We start from the raw sequence: 19,198 nt of genomic DNA, 5'->3' as shown, positions 1-19,198 counted from the left end.
GGTCCCCACGACCCGAGACCACGGAGTTCTGATCATGCGGAAGCTGATAGCAACAGTGTTCAACTACTCCCTCGACGGCCTTCTCGCCGACGAGGACACCGAGTTCTGGAAGTTCTGCTTCGGCCTGCCCGAAAACCGTGAGCCCGACGCCCCGGCGCACCTCGACTTTCTCCGGAGCGCCTACGCGCACATCATGGGCCGCACCGCCTACGAGGGCATGGCCAGGGGCATGACAACGTCCACCGACCACCCGTTCGCTGACATCCTGAACGCCGGGCGCAAGGTCGTCTTCTCCCGGACCCTGAAGACGGCCGACTGGGCCAACACCACCATCGCCGCCGGTGACACGGCAGAAGAGATCGACAAGCTCAGGCTGGGCGGCGACGGCCACATCATAGTCTGGGGCGGCGTCAGCCTCTGGCGGTCGCTCATGCGGCTCGACCTGATCGACGAACTCCGGCTGAGCATGTTCCCCTACGTCGCAGGCGAGGGCACCCGGCTGTTCGACGGCGTCCCCAAGTCCTACCCACTCGACCTGGTCTCCAGCACCGCCTCCAGCAACGGGATCGTATATCTGCAGTACCGCCGACACCGCTGACCCAGCGACCGGACATGCACAACGAGCGGCAGTCACGCGAGCGCCGCTACCTGCCCGAGGGGTCCACGACCCAACTCAAACCAACCAGCGACACCGGCGGCATCGCCGCGACCTCGAAGCCCATTACTCCTCGGGACCTTGCCCGAACCCTGGATCGTCGATCGCCCGGGTCGGCACGCGGTGCCCGACCCGCTCTCCCGCCGCCGTCCGGGACCGGCCCCCAGGCCGCACGCCCGGACGGCGGGCGGGCGGCCGGAGGGCCGGGAGTGCGGCGGCGCGCCGCGCCGCCCAACGCGCGAGTCGATGTCGACGTCCCTCACCAAGCCCCTGTATACAGACGGGGCCGCGTCGGCGGCACGCCCGCTCGGAGTGCGGGACGGAGCCCTCGCGCCCAAACGCCAAACCACCCATTCCCGCAACGGCATCCGGCAGGTGGCGTGGAGCCGCCACCGCCTTCGGCGTTCGAGATCAGTGATGAATCCGTAGGTTCCGGGTCCGAGCCCCGGACTCCCTGCCACCCCACACCCCATCCGGCCCAGCGACAGCCTCGTCGTCGCTCGCCCGGTCCACCCGCCATTTGGGCTCGCTCAGCCGATGATGCCGCTCGCATCCGGCAGAACAGCCCGGCGTCCTCCCGCTGGGGCCTCCGCGGGCAGGTCAGGACCCTGCAACGATCAGTAGCTCACGATAATCGTCAGTTGTGAGAAGGGCCCAAAATGTGCCCGATTCGTCCTGATTTTTGTTCGCGAATCGGTCTAGAACTGATTTAATCCCCAAGTTGATCTCTAGGAGGGCTGTGGCGTGACGGAGCCGAAGAGTCCGAGCATGGGGCGTAGAGCGTTGTGGGGCACCGCCGCAGGACTGGCGGGTGCCGCCATGATCGCGAAGACCCCGTCTGCGGCGGCGGAGACGGCCCCGCTGGACTGGTTCAATGTCAAGAACTACGGGGCGCTCGGCAACGGGGCCGATGACGACACCCCGAAGATCCAGGCCGCGATCGATGCGGCGGTGGCCGCTGGAGGCGGAACCGTGTACTTCCCCGCGGGGGCGTACGCGGTCACCCCGACGGCCGGCGGCCCGGCCTTGTCCATCGGCGGCAACGGAATCCGACTGGTCGGCGCGAGCAGCAAGGCCTCCACGCTGGTCAAGAAGGCGAACGGCATCCTGTTGCGTATGTCCGGAGCCCCAACCGACACGAGCGGGTCGAAACATCGGCGCTACTGTTCGATCGAAAACCTCGGGTTCAACGGCAATGGCAAGACCGGGTTGCTGCTCGAGCTTTACTACAATGACAACTCCTACTTTCGTGATGTTTTCATGTCGAGCAACAACGACCTGTGCATCGACGCCGTCGAGTTCTGGGACTCCAGGTTCTACAATCTGGTGATCGAGGAGAGCACCGGCACAGCGAACAGCACTACTCAGCCCAACGTGTGGCTTCGAAACTCCTCGGCCATGACCGGCTGGGGATACAGTGCCGACAATGTCAACCAGATCCATTTCATCGGATGCCGCATGGAGGCATTCGGCACCGGCGCCTTGTGGATCACCCAGGGCACCGCGAAGAACAATAATCCCAACGGGATCTATCTGACGGACTGCAAATTCGAAACCTCCAGGATGCAGGGCGGCCCTCATCTGAAGGTCGACGCGTCCTGCAGGCATGTCTATGCGTCCAATATCTATGCTTACGCGGGTGGTTTTGCCTCCGGGTATTCCACTGCGCAGAACATCATCGCCTGGGCGGGAAGCGCCGGCGCCCTGGAGAACGTGCTGATCGCCAACGGTTCGTCGGCGGCGACGGTCAACTCCGGGATCGATCTCTACTCCGGCTCCGGCTCGACCGCCGTCCTGCGTAACGTCGTGGGGCGCTACTCCACAAAGCCGACCGGCTCTCACATTTACTACGAAGCCTCAAGCACCGGCGATTTCCGGGTGGAGAACTGCTACGCGAACACCGGAGGGCAGTCCGGCGGTACCATCCCGACCAAGAACCAGCCCAACCCGCCGCTGCGGATGGTCGCGGGCGCGGTCAGCGACGCCTCGTTCACGCACACCCCGGTCGACGGGACACTTGCGGTCGACTCGACCAACAGGCGCCTCTACGTACGAGTGGGCGGCAAGTGGCTGTCGACGGCGCTGAGTTAGCGGCGGCCGGTCGGGATCCTGCGGCCGGAGACGCGTCCGTCCAAGTTGGCGGCATGCCGCAGGACAGGCCGGCCTGGCGTTCTGGAGCCGAAGTGGAGGTAAATCGGGTCACCTGACGGCGGACGGGACGATGTCGATGGCCTCGATCGACACGGCGGGGCGGAAGGTAAGGAAGGGACGCTCGTCGGTGTCGTTGAGGTCGGTCGTGACGACCCGCTCGGGCGAAGATCCCGGACGCACGACCCGGCCATCGGTGATGGCGAGGTAGCCGCTGAAGTTCCGCCTGGTGAAGCGGCGCTCGCTTCCGGTCGGGACGTCGATCGCGATGAGTGGGCTCTCGTCGTCGGGCTCCGGGTAGACGATGAGTTCCCGGTCGGACGTCCAGACGGAGTGCGCCCCGGGCAGGGCGACCCGATCCTCGTGGACGCCGATCACCTTGCCGGAAAGGTCGAGGACGACGGTGGTGATGACGTCGTCCAGCGTCAGATAGGTGGCGGCGAGGAGTCGCCCGTCCGGGGACCAGCTGATGGCGTCCTCCTGCCAGTAGCCCTCGGCCGACCAGAGCGGCTGCCGGGCGTCGGTGGCGGTCTCGATCAGCACGATGCCGGCGATCTCGTCGCCCACGCCGGGGATTCCGGGTCCGTTCGACAGGTCGGCCAGGACGGCGATCCGGCTGGCGTCCGGTGAGAGCGCCGCCCGCACGAAACCATCCGAGACGAACTCCTGCCGCGCTCCGGTGGCGAGCTCGTGCAGCACCACCCGCGTGGGTCCGGCGCCGTCGTCCTGCCGCGACAGGAACACCAGCCGGGTCCCGTCGGACGACAGCGACACCGTATTGCGGGAGAGGTGGGCCGGGAGCCCCGGGACGGTCACGAACTCGTCGCTGTCGGCGTCCAGCACGAGTACGGCGTCCCGATCGAGGCCATGAGCCGCGACGACCATCCGAGCCGCCCGCACCGGCCGTGAAACCGGCGCGTCGAATGCGATTTCCCACGACCGGTGGACGACCACGATGCCTCCCAAGAGCGGATCCGAACCGCAGCATAGTCAATGATCACGGAACGTGGTGATTCGAGATCTGCCGCAAGCCGATCTTCATGGTGTACCGTCCCGCTGCGATATTTATGTCCTATTTATCCGAGGTGAATGCATGCGGCGTCTCTGCGTGATTATGGCGTGTGTGCTCGTGGCGTCACTGTTAGGACCCGTCCAAGAGACATTAACGGCCAGAATGGCGGCAGCGGCGACCGCGGCCGCTGCCCAGTGCCCCCCGAACAGCAACGACTGGTCGAACGCCGGCAGAGGTGACAAACGCTGCGTGTTCAACCGCATGTACGCCACCCGCCGCCGCATCAACAACAACTTCTGCCTGACCGCCCGTCCCGCGCTCGGCACCTACATCTACCAGCAGCCCAACGAGTGCAGCGCCGGCGGCGGCATCGAGTCCATCGGGCAGGCGCGCGCCATCAAGTACCTGAACGACCACCTCGGCGTCCCGCCGCCCGCACAGCCCGGCGCGGTCATCAACCCGGACGTCCAGTGGGAGACGTACCTCAACAACGGCCGCGATCGGCCCGACATCGTCTACTACGACCGGATCGGCACCAGCTTCGCCGAGGTGGTCGAGGCCAAGGTCAAGGGCAACCCGGACTATGAGGGCTGGGCACGCCAGGTCGGCCGGTACGTCTCGGCTATCGCCGCCAACGGCGTCAACGGCGTCCGCGCCGGGTCGGTCCTCGACCGCTGGGGCGGGTACGAGGACTGGTTCCAGGTCTACGGCAAGGAAAAGACGTGCCCGCTCGGTGGCGGCGCCAAGGGGTTCCAGCTGTCCACCTACAGGGCCACCTCGCCGGCCTCCGGCCTCCTGGACATCCGGGAGGTGAAGAAGGAGCGCAAGTGCGAGAGGCAGAAGGACCCGGCGGATCCCAACAGCCCGCCCGCCAAGATCCCGGTCGTGGACGAGGACGACGACGACTTCAAGTGGGAGCCCCCGGACTACCTTCTGCCGCTGATCAGGGGCATCCGGACCGTCGGGCCGACCACGCTCGCCGAGGACATCGGCGCCTATGGCAGCGTCGAGCTCGCCGCGGCCGAGCTGACCGCTGAGATCGAGCTGTTCCTCGCCAGCCAGGCGGGCCGGGCGTTCCTGATCGACGCCGGCTTCATCACGGTCGAGGCGGCATTGGCGCTCGGCGTTGTGGCGCTGGTCGGCCTCATCCTGTGGTGGTATTTCACCCACCACGGCAGTCTGGTGAAGGGCGAACCGCACTTCACCACCCCGGACGGCCTGGGCTACGACCTGCAGTCCGTCGGCGAGTTCATCCTCGCCCAGTCCGACAGGTGGAACCTGGAGATCCAGGGCCGGCTCAGCCCCGCCAGCGGCGGCAGGGACGTTTCGGTGATGTTCGACGCCGCGATGGAGGCCGGCGACCACCTGGTCGAGTTCCACGAGGACGACCTGTACATCGACAACGAGAAGCGCACGCTCGACACCGGCAAGCTCCTCTACCTGGGCAAGAACGCGTTCATCCTGCGCAAGGACGACAAGTGGGCTGTCATGTTCGACGGCGTGGCCGGCCCGGCCCTGTCCTGGAGGAGGGGCGCCGCCAGCCTCTACGTGCCGCCGACCCCCGACAGTGACCTCGTGGGCCTGCTCGGCGACGCCGACGGCAACCCGAAGAACGACCTGCGGCTGCGGGACGGCACCCAGTTGCCCGCCAACGCCTCGCCGACCGTGCTGCACAGCAGCTTCGCCGACTCCTGGCGGATCGACGACAACGAGTCGCTGTTCACCTACGGTCCGGGCCAGAGCACCGCGACCTTCACCAACAAATCGTTCCCGGCCAAGATCGTCTCGGTCGCCGACCTGACGCCCGAGCAGGTCCAGCTGGCGACCACGCAGTGCGAGGCGAACGGCGTCCCGGCGGGCCTCCAGTTCAACGACTGCATCCTGGACATCGCGCTCACGGCGGACACCTCGTTCGCGAAGGCCGCCGCCGAGCAGACGAAACCCATCCTCGACCCGACGGCGCAGACCGTCAACGAGGACGGGGACCTGGCGATCGACTTCCAGGGGGCGCTCAGCTCGAACGTGCGGCCGTCGCGGGTGTCGGCCGATCCGGCGGTGAGCACGTTCGCAGGGCCGTTCAGCGGGACGGATTCGTACCGGTTCTACGCGCAGGCGCTACCGTCTCACAAGAGCGGGACGCTGAGCTTCGACCTGCTGGCCGTCGGCGACTGGGCGTCCGACTCCGACACCGAGACGGTCCAGGTCGAGACCGACCGCGGCACCCCGTACACGATCACGCCGAGTACGCTGACGCCCGTCGCGACCGGGAAACTGGCGACCGGCCTGCCGTGGGCCAAATACCGGATCACGATGCCGGTCACCCACAACAAGAGCCAGATCGAGTTCAAGACCACGGCCACCGGGGTGGCGGGCATCTCGAACCAGGCGTTCGGGATCGACAACGTCAACCTCGACCTGGACGTCACGCCGCCACAGACGTTCACGGTGTCGCTGCCGTTCACGGCCTCGGACGGCGTCCCGGCCGCGGGAGCGGGCAACCTGGAGACCGAGGTCGCGCGCGACGAGTACCAGTTCACACTGGGCCAGCCGGGTTCGATCTTCGTCGACGCGCAGGAGTGCCCGGGGCTCTGGTTCAACTGGGAGCTGTTCAACGCCGCGGGCGCGAGCGTCGCCACCAACTCTCTGTGCGGTGGCAAGCGCCTCGACGGCCTCGCGGCGGGCGCGTACCGGCTACGCGTCTCACCGCACGAGGACGAGTTCGGCGCCTACAAGCTCAGCGTGAGCACGATCGCGCCCGACGTCGTCAAGACCGCGGCGATCGGCGGGCCGAAGGTGTCGCTGGCGACCACCCAGCCGGGCCAGTACGGCACCTGGACGTTCGCCGGAACAGCCGGCCAGAAGGTCTCCTTCGAGTTCACCGACGGCACCCTGAGTTCGAGCAGCGACGCCACCCTGCGGGTGAAGCGACCCGACGGGACCGTCCTGGCGTCGCAGAGCTGCGGCAAGACCTGCTTCATCGACACCGAGACCCTGCCTGTCACCGGCACCTACTCGGTGGTGTGGGATCCGAAGGACGCCAAGACCGGCTCGCTCGCGCTGCAACTGTTCGAGGTGACCGACCTCACCGGGACGGTCGCGCTCGGAGCGCCCTCCACACTGACGAGCACGGTTCCCGGGCAGGACGCGTACTGGTCGTTCGCCGGTAAGGCCGGGCAGCGGATCGCGTTCGGGGTCAGCGGGCTGACCAGCTCCGCCTACGCCTCGGTCCGCAAACCGGACGGAACGCCGCTGTACGGGTCCACCTACTGCTCGACGGCCTGCGCCTTCAACACCATCACGCTTCCCGCGGACGGCACCTACACGATCGTCGTCGATCCGACCGTCGCGCGGCCGGGGCCGATGACGGCGGGGGTGATCGCGGGCGATGTCACCGGCTCCCTGACCGTCGGCGGGGCACCGGTCAAGCTGACCACCACCGGGCCGGGGCAGAACGCCACCTGGTCGTTCGCCGGGACGGCCGGTCAGCGCATCGCGTTCGTCCTGACGGGCGGGACGTGGGACAACAACGGGTACGCACGCGCCTCGGTGCGCAACCCCGACGGATCGGACCTGTTCAAGCCGACCTACTGCAAGGCGTCGTGCACGTTCGACACGGTCACGCTGCCGGTGACCGGGACCTACACGGTGGTCGCCGACCCGTACGGGGCGGCCGTGGGCTCGATCTCCGCGCAGGTCACCGCGGGCGACGTCACCGGCTCCCTGACCGCCGGCGGGGCACCGGTCAAGCTGACCACCACCGGGCCAGGGCAGAACGCCAGCTGGACGTTCGCCGGGACGGCCGGTCAGCGCATCGCGTTCGTCCTGACGGGCGGGACGTGGGACAACAACGGGTACGCACGCGCCTCGGTGCGCAATCCCGACGGATCGGACCTGTTCAAGCCGACCTACTGCCAGCCGTCGTGCGCGTTCGACACCTCCACGCTGCCGGAGACCGGAACGTACACGGTGGTCGCGGACCCGTATGGAACGGCCGTGGGCTCGATCTCCGCGCAGGTCGTCGCGGGCGACGTCACCGGGACGCTCACGCCGGGCGGCGCCGCGGTCAAGCTGACCACCACCGAGCCGGGGCAGAACCCGACCTGGTCGTTGGCAGGAAAGTCCGGGCAACGGATCTCGATCACGATCTCGGGCGGAACGTTCACCAGCGCGCAGGCGTCGGTGCTCGGACCGGACGGTTCGGTCTTCCTGCCGAAGAAGTCCTGCTCCACCTCTTGTTTCTTCGATGCGACCGTACTGCCGGCGGACGGCGCCTACCAGGTGGTGGTCGACCCGTCCGGCATCTACACCGGCTCGGCCTCAGCCCAGGTGAACCTCGTGGCGCAGGACGTGGCGGCGCAGGTCACCGTCGGGGGGCCGGCGTCCACGCTGACGACCACGATCGCCGGACAGCACGGCGTGTGGACGTTCGCCGGGACCGAGGGCCAGCAGGTGTCGTTCAACTTCACCGGTTCGACGTTCACCTCCAGCTCGGACATCAAGGTCAAGGTCAAGAAGCCGGATGGAACCGACCTGGTCGCCGACACCCGCTGCGGCACCAACTGCCTGCTCGAGCCGACTGTGCTGCCGGTGAGCGGTACCTACACGGTCGAGCTCAACCCGCAGAACGCCAAGACGGGTTCGCTGGCCCTGCAGCTCTACACGGTGACTCACCTGACCGGCAGCGTCCTCGTCGGAGGCGCCGCGTCCAGCCTCACGACGACGACGCCGGGCCAGAACGGAACCTGGTCCTTCTCCGGCACCTCGGGCCAGCTCGTCTCGTTCAACTTCACCGACGCCAACTTCGCCAGTACGACCGGCGCTCGGGTGACGGTGAAGAAGCCTGACGGCTCCGTGCTGGTGGCGGCCACCTACTGCGGTCGCAACTGCTTCCTGGAACCGATTGCTCTTCCGGTCGCGGGTACCTACACGGTGGAATTCGACCCGCAGGATGGGAATGTCGGAAAGCTGACCGCTCAGCTCTACTCGATCACCCACCTGAGCGGCAACGTCACGGTCGGAGGCGCCGCGTCCAGCCTCACGACGACGACGCCGGGCCAGAACGGAACCTGGTCCTTCTCCGGCACCTCGGGCCAGCTCGTCTCGTTCAACTTCACCGACGCCAGCTTCGCCAACAGCACCGGCGCCCAGGTGACGGTGAAGAAGCCTGACGCCACCGTGCTGGTGGCGGCCACCTACTGCGGCCGCAACTGCTTCCTCGACCCGGTGGCCCTGCCGGCCACGGGCACCTACACCGTCGAATTCAACCCGCGAGACGAACAGGTGGGCAAGCTGACGCTGAGGACCTACTCGGTCGCCGACCTCTCTCCGGTGAGCATCACCATCGGTGGTGCCACCTCGACCCTGACCACCATGACCCCAGGCCAGAACGGAACCTGGACCTTCAACGGCACCGCCAACCAGAAGGTGACCTTCACCTTCACCAACTCCAGTTTCGGCAGCTCCATCGACGTCCAGGTATCGGTGAAGAAGCCCGACGGCACCGCATTGGTCTCCCCCACCTATTGCGGCCGCAACTGCACCATCTCCGCGACGACTCTGCCCGCCACGGGCACCTACACCATCCTCTTCGACCCCAAGGCCGAAAAGACCGGCGCCCTGACCGTCAAACTCGCGCTGGCGAGCTAGATCGGCACGACGAACCGGCGGCGTGGGCTCGGTGGTGAAAGCCACCGAACCCACGCCGCCGTGGCTTTGGGATACCGCTCAAGAAGAGCCTGGAGCCCTGGTCTCGTCGGGCTCCTGCGGGCCGGATCACCCGTACGGGCACTGCGCTATCTCAGCAGGTCTACGCCTCACCGGACGTCAGCCCGACCGGGCAGGAGACCCCGGTCCCGCCGATGCCGCAGTAGCCGTTCGGGTTCTTGAACAGGTACTGCTGGTGATAGTCCTCCGCGTAGTGGAACGGGCCCGCGGGGGCCAGCTCGGTGGTGATCTCGCCGTAGCCCGCCTGCTTCAGGACCCCCTGGTACGCGTCCCGCGACGCCTCCGCGGCCTTCTGCTGCTCCGGTGAGTGGTAGTAGATCGCCGACCGGTACTGCGTGCCCACGTCGTTGCCCTGGCGCATGCCCTGGGTCGGGTCGTGGGCCTCCCAGAAGACCTTCAGGAGCTCCTCGTACGACACCTTCGCCGGGTCGAAGGCCACCCTGACGGCCTCCGTGTGACCCGTGAGGCCGCTGCAGACCTCCTCGTACGTCGGGTTGGGCGTGTAGCCGCCCTGGTATCCGACCGCCGTCGTGACCACCCCAGGCGTCTGCCAGAACTTGCGCTCCGCGCCCCAGAAGCAGCCGAGGCCGAAGTCGGCGATCTCGAGGCCCTCGGGCGGGGTGAGGGGGGCGTCGAGGACCGCGTGGCGCGACGGGATCGGCATGGGGTCCGGGCGGCCGGGGAGGGCGTCCTCGGGTCGGACCATCGATGTCTTGTTGCCGCCGAACAGCCAGCCCATGGCACTACCTCCAGTAGGTCTCGTCCCAGAGTACATAGGCTCTAACGCTTTAGGAGCTCTACACATTTCCGTATAGTGAGAGGCATTTGTGTTTAAAGGTGGTAATGCCCGAAGATGGGGTTCATGCCTGACCTTCGGCGCGGTGTCTTGTTCGGGATCGCCGCCTACACGATGTGGGGGCTGTTCCCCCTCTACTGGCCGCTCCTCAAGCCTTCCGGAGCCGTTGAGATCCTCGCCCACCGGATGGTGTGGTCGCTGGTCGCCGTCGCGGCCGTGCTGGCGGTGCGCAGGCACTGGTCCTGGTTCCGCCCGCTGCTCAAGCAGCCCATGAAGCTGGGCCTGCTGGTGCTGGCGGCCATGGTCGTGACCCTCAACTGGGGCACCTACATCTACGCCGTCAACAGCGGGCACGTCGTCGAGAGCGCCCTGGGCTACTTCATCAACCCGCTCGTCAACGTGCTGTTCGGGGTGGTGCTGCTGCGGGAGCGGCTGCGGCCGATGCAGTGGGTGGCCGTCGGGTTCGGGGCCCTGGCGGTGCTGGTGCTGACGTTCGACTACGGGCGGCTGCCGTGGATCGCGCTGACGCTGGCCCTGAGCTTCGGCGTGTACGGGCTGCTGAAGAAGCGGGCCAACGTGCCGGCCACCGAGGGCCTCGCGATCGAGACCCTGGTGCTGATCCTCCCGGCGCTCGGCTACATCTTCTTCCTGCACGCCGGCGGGCAGGGGACGTTCGCCGACCAGGGCCTCGGGCACGCCCTGCTGCTGATCGGCGGTGGGATCGGCACCGCCATCCCGCTGATCTGCTTCGGGGCGGCGGCCATCCGGGTGCCGCTCAGCACCATGGGGCTGCTGCAGTACATCGCGCCGGTCCTGCAGTTCGCGTGCGGTGTGCTGATCGCCAAGGAGACCATGCCGTCCAGCCGGTGGATCGGCTTCTCGATCGTCTGGCTGGCCCTGGCGATCTTCACGTACGACGGCTTCAGGACGGCTCGCGCCGCGAAGCGGGTCAGGAAATCAGCCGGAACGCTGGACCACGTAGTCACATAGCGCCAAAAATGCGGACCTGGCGGGGATGTCGGGAAGGCCGGAGATGTCGGCGCGGGCGCGGTCCACCCAGGATTCCAGCTCCGCCCGCGCCTGGGCCATCGCCGGGTCGGCGCGGAGCAGGCTCAGCGCCTCGTCCACATCCTCCTCGGCCACCGGACCCGCCAGCAGCTCACGCAGCCGCGACGGCTCCTCCGACGCCAGAGCGTACAGAACCGGGAGGGTCCTGATCCCCTCCCGCAGGTCGGTCCCCGGCGTCTTGCCCGACTGGGCGCCGGAGGAGGCCACGTCCAGCAGGTCGTCACCGAGCTGCCAGGCCACCCCGACGGCCTCACAGGCGCGGCTGAGACGCTCCTCGACGTCCGCGGGCGCGCCGGACAGCAGCGCGCCGAAGCGGCCGGAGGCGGCGATCAGGGAGCCGGTCTTGTCGGCGAGCACGCTCAGGTAGTGGCCGATCGGGTCCTCGCCGTCGCGCGGGCCGACGGTCTCGCGGATCTGCCCCTGGACGAGGCGGGAGAACGTCTGAGCCTGGATGCGGATCAGCTCGGGACCGAGGTCCGCGAGGAGGTCGGACGCCTGGGCGAACAGATAGTCGCCGGTGAGGATGGCCACGGTGTTGTCCCACCGGGCGTTGGCGGACGGGGAGCCCCGGCGGACCGGGGCCTCGTCCATGACGTCGTCGTGGTAGAGCGAACCCAGGTGGGTCAGCTCGATCACCACCGCGCCGGGCACGACCCCCGGCGCGGACGGGTCGCCGAACTGCGCGGCCAGCAGCAGCATCAGCGTGCGGAACCGCTTGCCGCCGGCCTCGATGAGGTGCTTGGACGCCTCCGTGACGAAGGCGTCCTCGCTCTCCACCGACGAACGCAGGAGCTTCTCTACCGCGGCCAGTCCGGTGGCCACGTCCTGCGCCAGCCGTTCGTCCTCGATGGGAAGGTCAACCACGGGAGGCGCAGACATACGAGATCCCCTTATCTGATGAACAGGCTGTGTGCGGCGTCGTTGGCGACACCGAGCACGGACTCCGGGTAGAGCCCCACTCCTACGGTAACCAGCAACGAAACGGCGATGACGGCCACGGTCCCCATACTGGGCACCGCGATCGCCGGGCCGTCGGCCGCCGGCTCGCTGAAGAACATCAGCACGATCACGCGGACGTAGAAGAACGCGGCGATGGCCGAGGCCACCACACCCACCACGACCAGGCCGGCCATCCAGCCACCCATCGAGTCGCCGGGCTGCGTGCCACTGTTCAGAGCGGCGGCGAAGACGGCGTACTTGCCGAAGAAGCCGCTCGTGAGCGGGATGCCGGCGAAGGCCAGCAGGAAGAAGGCGAACACCCCGGCCAGCACCGGCGCGCGCTTGCCGAGCCCGGCCCAGCGCGACAGGTGACCGGCCTCGCCGCCAGGGTCGCGTACGAGCGTGACCACCGCGAACGCGCCGACCGTCGTGATGCCGTAGACCGCCAGGTAGAACAGGATCGCCTTGAGGGAGACCGCGTTCTGCTCGGCGGAGCCGAACGTGGCCATCACGCCGACGAGCAGGAAGCCCGCGTGCGCGATGGACGAGTACGCCAGCATCCTCTTGATCTCGGTCTGCGTGATCGCCAGGATCGAGCCGACGATCATGGTCAGGGCGGCGACGCCCCAGATGATCGGCCGCCAGTTCCAGTCGAGGTTACCCAGACCCACCCAGAACACCCGCAGCACGGCGCCCATGGCCGCCACCAGCGTGCCGGAGGCCATGAGAGCGGTGATGGGCGTCGGAGCGCCCTGGTAGACGTCCGGCTTCCAGGCGTGGAACGGCGCCGCACCGATCTTGAACAGCAGGCCCACGCCGAGCAGCGCGAGACCGAGCATCAGGATCGGGTCGAGCGTGGCGCTCCTGGCCATGGCCTCGTTGATGCCCGGCAGCGAGACGGTGCCGGCGAAGCCGTACACCATCGCGGTGCCGTACAGGAAGAAGGCCGAGGAGAACGCGCCCAGCAGGAAGTACTTCATGGACGCCTCCTGCGAGAGCAGGCGACGCCGTCGGGCCAGGCCGCACAGCAGGTAGAGCGGCAGCGACATGACCTCGAGGCCCACGAACATCATCAGCAGGTCGTGGGCGGCCGGGAAGAGCAGCATGCCGCCGACCGCGAACAGCACCAGCGGGTACACCTCGGTGTGCCCGCCGCCCGTGGCCTCGGCCTCCTCCTCGTCGGCGCTGCCGGGCACGGCGGCGGCCGAGGCGACGAAGTGGCCCTCGTCGTTGATCAGCAGCACGCACACGAACGACAGGACGAGGATGACGCCCCAGATGAACAGCGCGGGCCCGTCCACCGCGACCGCGCCCATGGCGACCGGCGCGGTGGGCACGTTGCCGCGCAGCACCTGGACGAGCACCAGGGCGAACGCGCCGAACAGGCTCAGCAGGGTGAGCGGGACGTGGATCGACTTACGCAGGTATCGCGGCGCGAACGCCTCGACGAGCACTCCGATGACGGCCGCGCCGAACACCACCAGCAGCGGCGCCAGCGTGCCGTACTCGATCGTCGGCGCTGGGATGGAGTTCACTGACCTGTCCCCTTCTCAGCGATGGTGGAGGTGGGCACCTTCACGTTGGTCAGCGTCTGGTGCACCGACGGGTTGATCACGTCCAGCAGCGGCTTGGGGAAGAAGCCGAAGCCGATGATCAGGGCGACCAGCGGGGCCAGCACCCAGATCTCGCGGGCGTTCAGGTCCTTGAACGCCTTGACCGGCTCGGCCGTCGGCCCGTTCATGGTCCGCTGGACCATCCACAGGATGTAGACGGCGGCGAGGACGACCGCCACCGCGGCGACCACCGCGGCCACCGTCAGGGCGCCCGACCCGTGGGCCTGGCTGGAGTACGTGCCGACCATGACCATGAACTCGCTCACGAACGAGGAGAGCCCCGGCAGCGAGAGACCGGCCAGACCGGCGACCAGGAAGAAGCCCGCGAGCACCGGCGCGACGCTCTGCACGCCTCCGTAGTCCCCGATGAACGGCGAGCCGCGCCTGGCGATCAGGAAGCCCGCGGCCAGGAACAGCGCGCCGGTGGCGAAGCCGTGGTTGACCATGTAGAGGGCCGCGCCGGACTGGGCGACCGACGACATGGCGAACACGCCGAGCACGATGAACCCGAAGTGCGAGATCGACGTGTACGCGATGAGGCGCTTCATGTCGGTCTGCCCGATGGCCACGATGGCGCCGTAGATGATGCTGATGACCGCCAGTACGACGATCGGCATCGTGAACGCCTTGGCCGCGTCGGGGAACAGCTCCAGGCAGAAGCGGAGCATCCCGAACGTGCCGACCTTGTCCAGCACGCCCACCAGCAGCACGGCGGCACCGGCCGGAGCCTGCGCGGCCGCGTCGGGCAGCCAGGTGTGCACCGGCCAGAGCGGCGCCTTGATCGCGAAGGCGATGAAGAAGCCCGCGAACAGCCACTTCTGCATGGCCGGGTCCTGCACGACCCCGATCAGCTCGGGGAACATGAAGGTCTTGCTGCCGCCGACCACGTAGAGCCCGATGACCGCGACCAGCATGAGCAGGCCGCCGAACAGCGAGTACAGCAGGAACTTGACGGCCGCGTAGGACCGCTGGGCGCCGCCGTACGACCCGATCATGAAGTACATCGGGATCAGCATGGCTTCGAAGAACACGTAGAAGAGGAAGATGTCGGTCGCCGCGAAGACGCCGATCATCATCGTCTCGAGCACCAGCAGCAGCGAGAAGTACGTCTTCACCGACCGCTTGGGCGTGATGAGCGTGCCGTCGGCGGTCTTGACGCCGTCGGCGTCGTGCCAGGAGGCCAGCACCACGATCGGCACCAGCACCACCGAGAGCGCGATCAGCACGAGCGCGACGCCGTCCACGCCGACCCCGAACTTCACGCCGAAGCTCGGGATCCAGTTGTACTCGGCGGTGAACTGGAAGCGCGGACCGGCCGGCTTGAACCCGGCGGCCATGACACCCGTGAGGACCAGCGTCAGCAGCGAGACCAGCAGGGTGACCTGCTTGGCCAGCTTGTCACTGCCCTTGGGAAGCAGGGCCACCACGATGGCGCCCACCACGGGCACCGCCATGAGTATCGGAAGCCAGGGTGACATCAGAGGTTCCCAACGAGGAGCAGGGCGCCGGTCAGCAGGGCGGCACCGATGAAGATGGACAGCGCGTACGTTCTGGCGAAGCCCGTCTGGAGCCTCCGCAGGCGCCCCGAAGTGCCCCCGATGCCCGCGGCCAGGCCGTTGACCAGCCCGTCGATGCCGCGGTTGTCGAAGAACACCGCGATGCGGGTCAGCCACTGGCCGGGGCGCATGAAGAGCGACTCGTTGAGCGCGTCACCGTAGAGGTCACGGCGGGCGAACGTGGTGAGGAACGACCCGCGCGGCTGCACGACGGGCACCTCGGCCCGGCCGTACCTCATCCAGGCGAAGGCCGCGCCGACCGCGACGAGCGCGAGCGTGGCGAGACCTGCCGGGCTGGTGGCGTGGAACGAGGGCAGCTCCTCCGGCCGGCCGACGGCCGGGGCGAGGAACATCATGAGGCGGTTGCTCAGGATGAGGTAGCCGCCCAGCCCGATCGAGCCGATCGACAGGATGATCAGCGGCCAGGTCATGACGGCCGGCGACTCGTGCGGGTGCGCGTCCTCGGCCCAGCGCTTCTCGCCGAAGAAGGTCATGAAGACCATCCGCGACATGTAGAAGCCGGTGATGCCCGCGCCCAGGACGGCCAGCCAGCCGAGGACCGGGCTGTGCTCGACCGCGGTCTCGATGATGCCGTCCTTGGTGAAGTAACCGGACAGCAGCGGGAACCCGATGATCGCCAGGTAGCCGATGAAGAACGTCACGAAGGTGATCGGCATGACCTTGCGCAGCCCGCCGTACTTCCGCATGTCCACTTCGTCGTTCATGCCGTGCATGACCGAACCGGCGCCGAGGAACATGTCGGCCTTGAAGAAGCCGTGCGTGATCAGGTGACCGATCGCGAACGCGTACCCCGCGGGGCCGAGGCCCGCGCCGAGCATCATGTAGCCGATCTGCGACATCGTCGAACCGGCCAGGCCCTTCTTGATGTCGTCCTTCGCGCAACCGATGATCGCACCGGCGAGCAGCGTGGCCGCGCCGACGATGGTGACGGCGAGTGCCGCGCCCGAGCCCTCGGGGAAGAAGAACGCCCCCGAGCGGACCACCAGGTAGACGCCGGCGGTGACCATGGTCGCGGCGTGGATCAGGGCCGACACGGGGGTCGGGCCCTCCATGGCGTCCAGGAGCCAGGACTGCAGCGGGAGCTGGGCGGACTTGCCGCACGCGCCGAGGAGCAGCAGCAGGCCGATGGCCAGCATGGTGCCGTTCTCCTGGCCCGGCGTGATCTGCTCGCCGAGGCTCTTGAAGGTCAGCGTGCCGAACGTGGTCCAGATGACGAACATGCCGACCAGCAGGCCGAAGTCACCGACGCGGTTGACGACGAACGCCTTCTTCGCCGCGACCGCCGCCGACGGCTTGAACTGCCAGAACCCGATCAGCAGGTACGACGCCAGACCGACGCCCTCCCAGCCGATGAACAGGCCCACGTAGTTGTCGGACAGCACCAGCAGGAGCATCGCGGAGACGAACAGGTTCAGGTATCCGAAGAACCTGCGCCGGTGCTCGTCGTGCGACATGTAGCCGATCGAGTAGATGTGGATCAGCGAACCCACACCGGTGATCAACAGCGCGAAGCTGATCGACAGCGGGTCGATCAGCAGCCCCATCTTCACCAGGCCGGGGATGAAGTCGTAGAGCTCGACCGCCCTCCGGCGCTGCTCTTCCCCGAACCCGACGAGCTCGAAGAACGCCAGCACCGCCACGACGAACGAGGCGAGGGACATGGCCACGCCCAGCAGATGGCCCCAGCGGTTGGTGAACCGGCCCAGCACCAGCAGGATGGCCGCCCCCACGAGAGGGAGGGCGATCATCAGCCAGGAGACCCCGATCACGCCGCCGGTGTGCTGGATGATCTCAACAGGAGATTCCACCAGTCACCTCTTAGTACTTCAGCAGGTTGGCGTCGTCGACCGACGCGGACCTGCGGGTTCGGAAGATCGTCACGATGATGGCCAGGCCGACCACGACCTCGGCCGCGGCCACCACCATCACGAAGAACGCGATGATCTGGCCCTCCAGGTTGCCGACCTGCCTGGAGAAGGTGACGAAGGCGAGGTTGCAGGCGTTGAGCATGAGCTCCACGCACATGAACACCACGATCGCGTTGCGCCGGATCAGCACACCCAGAGCGCCGATGGCGAACAACAGGCCGGACAGGACGAGGTAGTGCGTCGTCACTTGGTCACCTCATTGTTCTGCTCGCTGTCATCCCGCTCGATGGCGTGCTCCTCGGCGTCTTCCTCGGCCGTGTGCTTGATGGCATCGGCGAGCTTCGGGTCGGCCGGCAGGTGGTCGTGCTCCACGTCGTACCGGGCGATGTACCGGTTGACCGAGGACGGAGCGACCGACCCGTCGGGCAGCAGCGCCGGCATGTCGATGGCGTTGCTCCTGGCGTAGGTGCCGGGGCCGGGCAGCGCCGAGGGCTGGTCGCCGAGGAACCTGGCGCGGGCCAGGTCCTTCTGCGTCGGCTTCTCGGCGAGCCGCTCGCGGTGCGCCAGCACCATCGCGCCCAGCGCCGCCGTGATCAGCAGCGCCGAGGTGATCTCGAACGCGAACACGTACTTGGTGAACAGCAGCAGCGCGATCGAGCGGATGTAGCCGCCCTGCGCCGTGGCCTGCGCCAGCCCCGCCTGGTCGGCGAAGATCGCGTTGCCGAAGGCCAGGACGACCAGCACCAGGAAGCCGAGGGCCGCGAGAGAGGCCCAGACGCGCTGGCCCTTCAGCGTCTCGACGAAGGAGTCGGAGGAGTCGACGCCCACCAGCATGAGCACGAACAGGAACAGCATCATGATCGCGCCGGTGTAGACGATGATCTGCACCGCGGCCAGGAAGGGCGCGTCCTGCACGGCGTACAGGACCGCGAGGGAGAGCATCACCGTGCCGAGCATCAGCGCGGAGTACACGGCCTTCCTGTTGAAGACCATGCCGAGCGCAGCGCCGACGGACACGACGGCGAGCACCCAGAACGTGACGGTCTCACCCATTGGTCCGCCCCAGCCGGTAGTAGTCCTCTTCGGTCTCACCGAGCCGCATGGGGTGCGGGGGCTGCTCCATGCCCTGGGTCAGGGGCGCGAGCAGCATCTCCTTGGTGAAGATGAGGCTCTCGCGGGAGGTGTCGGCGAGCTCGTACTCGTTGGTCATGGTGAGCGCCCGGGTCGGGCAGGCCTCGATGCACAGACCGCAGAGGATGCACCGCAGATAGTTGATCTGGTACGTGCGCCCGTAACGCTCACCCGGCGAGAACCGCTCCTCGTCGGTGTTGTCCGCGCCCTCGACCAAGATCGCGTCGGCCGGACACGCCCAGGCGCACAGCTCGCAGCCGACGCACTTCTCCAGCCCGTCAGGCCAGCGGTTGAGCTGGTGACGCCCGTGGAAGCGAGGAGCCGTCGGCTTCTTCTCCTCCGGGTAGTTCGTCGTGACGGGCTTCTTGAACATCGTGTGGAAGGTGACCCCGAAGCCCTTGACGGGGTTCAGCCAATCAGTTAGTCCCACTGGGAATCTCCTTGTGCTGCACCCCGTGGTAGTGCGGCAGATCGAGCGGCGGCACCGGGAAGCCACCTGCCGTCGGCTCTTCGGACAGTTCCTCGAACTCGGCCTCGACCTGGGCCTTCTGGGCCTCCTTGCGCCGCTGGTTGACGGTGTCGAACCGCATCCAGATGGCCAGCCCGCCGATCACGATGATCCCGGTGACCACGAGGGCGATCATCCGGGACTCCTCGTTGAGCATCA

Annotated in this window: 13 protein-coding genes and 1 pseudogene; 4 read left to right on the top strand and 10 right to left on the bottom strand. The window is 67.6% G+C overall.

The window, feature by feature from the left end; all coding sequences use genetic code 11:
• The first annotated feature begins 34 nt into the window (after window positions 1-34).
• Entirely contained in the window at window positions 35-598 is a 564-nt protein-coding gene (locus tag ACWEPL_RS25275; RefSeq protein WP_452437605.1) for a dihydrofolate reductase family protein, read from the top strand.
• Between the two features lie 876 nt (window positions 599-1,474).
• Window positions 1,475-2,746, top strand: coding sequence for a glycosyl hydrolase family 28-related protein (locus ACWEPL_RS25270; protein WP_452437604.1), 1,272 nt, complete (start codon window positions 1,475-1,477; stop codon window positions 2,744-2,746).
• Window positions 2,747-2,854: 108 nt separating this feature from the next.
• Here ACWEPL_RS25270 and ACWEPL_RS25265 read toward each other — a convergent pair whose 3' ends face one another.
• Entirely contained in the window at window positions 2,855-3,688 is an 834-nt protein-coding gene (locus ACWEPL_RS25265; protein ID WP_452437603.1) for a hypothetical protein, read from the bottom strand.
• Between the two features lie 376 nt (window positions 3,689-4,064).
• Here ACWEPL_RS25265 and ACWEPL_RS25260 point away from each other — a divergent pair, with 376 nt between their 5' ends.
• Complete coding sequence (locus tag ACWEPL_RS25260) at window positions 4,065-9,461, top strand: VWD domain-containing protein (protein WP_452437602.1); 5,397 nt, start codon at window positions 4,065-4,067, stop codon at window positions 9,459-9,461.
• 160 nt (window positions 9,462-9,621) lie between these two features.
• Here the strand turns inward: ACWEPL_RS25260 and msrA are convergent, their stop codons facing one another.
• Window positions 9,622-10,278 (bottom strand): peptide-methionine (S)-S-oxide reductase MsrA, encoded by a 657-nt coding sequence (gene msrA, locus ACWEPL_RS25255; RefSeq protein ID WP_452437601.1) that lies wholly within the window; start codon window positions 10,276-10,278, stop codon window positions 9,622-9,624.
• Between the two features lie 123 nt (window positions 10,279-10,401).
• Between msrA and rarD the strand changes: the two genes are divergently transcribed.
• Window positions 10,402-11,325 (top strand): EamA family transporter RarD, encoded by a 924-nt coding sequence (gene rarD / locus ACWEPL_RS25250; protein ID WP_363985814.1) that lies wholly within the window; start codon window positions 10,402-10,404, stop codon window positions 11,323-11,325.
• On the opposite strand, the gene ACWEPL_RS25245 is transcribed toward rarD, so the two are convergent.
• The 8 genes and pseudogenes from ACWEPL_RS25245 to ACWEPL_RS25210 all read right to left on the bottom strand — a co-directional run.
• Entirely contained in the window at window positions 11,293-12,282 is a 990-nt protein-coding gene (locus ACWEPL_RS25245) for a polyprenyl synthetase family protein (protein WP_452437600.1), read from the bottom strand. The two genes, rarD and ACWEPL_RS25245, sit on opposite strands and share 33 nt — an antisense overlap.
• Before the next feature lie 11 nt (window positions 12,283-12,293).
• Window positions 12,294-13,877, bottom strand: a complete 1,584-nt coding sequence (gene nuoN, locus ACWEPL_RS25240; RefSeq protein WP_350733445.1) for an NADH-quinone oxidoreductase subunit NuoN — start codon at window positions 13,875-13,877, stop codon at window positions 12,294-12,296.
• Window positions 13,874-15,433, bottom strand: a complete 1,560-nt coding sequence (locus tag ACWEPL_RS25235) for an NADH-quinone oxidoreductase subunit M (RefSeq protein WP_363985818.1) — start codon at window positions 15,431-15,433, stop codon at window positions 13,874-13,876. Before ACWEPL_RS25235 ends, nuoN begins: the two co-directional genes overlap by 4 nt.
• Window positions 15,433-17,280, bottom strand: a complete 1,848-nt coding sequence (nuoL, locus tag ACWEPL_RS25230; protein WP_363985823.1) for an NADH-quinone oxidoreductase subunit L — start codon at window positions 17,278-17,280, stop codon at window positions 15,433-15,435. Before nuoL ends, ACWEPL_RS25235 begins: the two co-directional genes overlap by 1 nt.
• Window positions 17,281-17,350: 70 nt before the next feature.
• Window positions 17,351-17,647, bottom strand: a complete 297-nt coding sequence (nuoK, locus tag ACWEPL_RS25225; RefSeq protein ID WP_185069996.1) for an NADH-quinone oxidoreductase subunit NuoK — start codon at window positions 17,645-17,647, stop codon at window positions 17,351-17,353.
• Window positions 17,644-18,453 carry an NADH-quinone oxidoreductase subunit J gene (locus ACWEPL_RS25220; RefSeq protein ID WP_452437599.1) on the bottom strand — a complete coding sequence of 270 codons (810 nt, stop codon included), beginning with the start codon at window positions 18,451-18,453 and terminating at the stop codon, window positions 17,644-17,646. Before ACWEPL_RS25220 ends, nuoK begins: the two co-directional genes overlap by 4 nt.
• Complete coding sequence (gene nuoI / locus ACWEPL_RS25215) at window positions 18,446-18,961, bottom strand: NADH-quinone oxidoreductase subunit NuoI (protein ID WP_363985821.1); 516 nt, start codon at window positions 18,959-18,961, stop codon at window positions 18,446-18,448. Before nuoI ends, ACWEPL_RS25220 begins: the two co-directional genes overlap by 8 nt.
• Window positions 18,948-19,198 (bottom strand): annotated as a pseudogene (locus ACWEPL_RS25210) (NADH-quinone oxidoreductase subunit NuoH); the annotation flags it as partial. The pseudogene ACWEPL_RS25210 and the gene nuoI, both read right to left, overlap by 14 nt.

The sequence above is a fragment of the Nonomuraea sp. NPDC004186 genome, from assembly GCF_053603495.1.
The sequence above is the reverse complement of the archived record's forward strand: the minus strand, read 5'-3'. Positions and strand labels throughout refer to the sequence as shown.

What these genes read in the sequence shown, in the direction of transcription:
- ACWEPL_RS25275 (WP_452437605.1), top strand. Translation starts at nt 35, where the DNA reads ATGCGGAAGCTGATAGCAACAGTGTTCAACTACTCCCTCGACGGCCTT.
- ACWEPL_RS25270 (WP_452437604.1), top strand. Translation starts at nt 1,475, where the DNA reads ATGATCGCGAAGACCCCGTCTGCGGCGGCGGAGACGGCCCCGCTGGAC.
- ACWEPL_RS25265 (WP_452437603.1), bottom strand. Translation starts at nt 3,688, where the DNA reads ATGGTCGTCGCGGCTCATGGCCTCGATCGGGACGCCGTACTCGTGCTG.
- msrA (WP_452437601.1), bottom strand. Translation starts at nt 10,278, where the DNA reads ATGGGCTGGCTGTTCGGCGGCAACAAGACATCGATGGTCCGACCCGAG.
- rarD (WP_363985814.1), top strand. Translation starts at nt 10,402, where the DNA reads ATGCCTGACCTTCGGCGCGGTGTCTTGTTCGGGATCGCCGCCTACACG.
- ACWEPL_RS25245 (WP_452437600.1), bottom strand. Translation starts at nt 12,282, where the DNA reads ATGTCTGCGCCTCCCGTGGTTGACCTTCCCATCGAGGACGAACGGCTG.
- ACWEPL_RS25235 (WP_363985818.1), bottom strand. Translation starts at nt 15,433, where the DNA reads ATGTCACCCTGGCTTCCGATACTCATGGCGGTGCCCGTGGTGGGCGCC.
- nuoL (WP_363985823.1), bottom strand. Translation starts at nt 17,280, where the DNA reads ATGATCGCCCTCCCTCTCGTGGGGGCGGCCATCCTGCTGGTGCTGGGC.
- ACWEPL_RS25220 (WP_452437599.1), bottom strand. Translation starts at nt 18,453, where the DNA reads ATGGGTGAGACCGTCACGTTCTGGGTGCTCGCCGTCGTGTCCGTCGGC.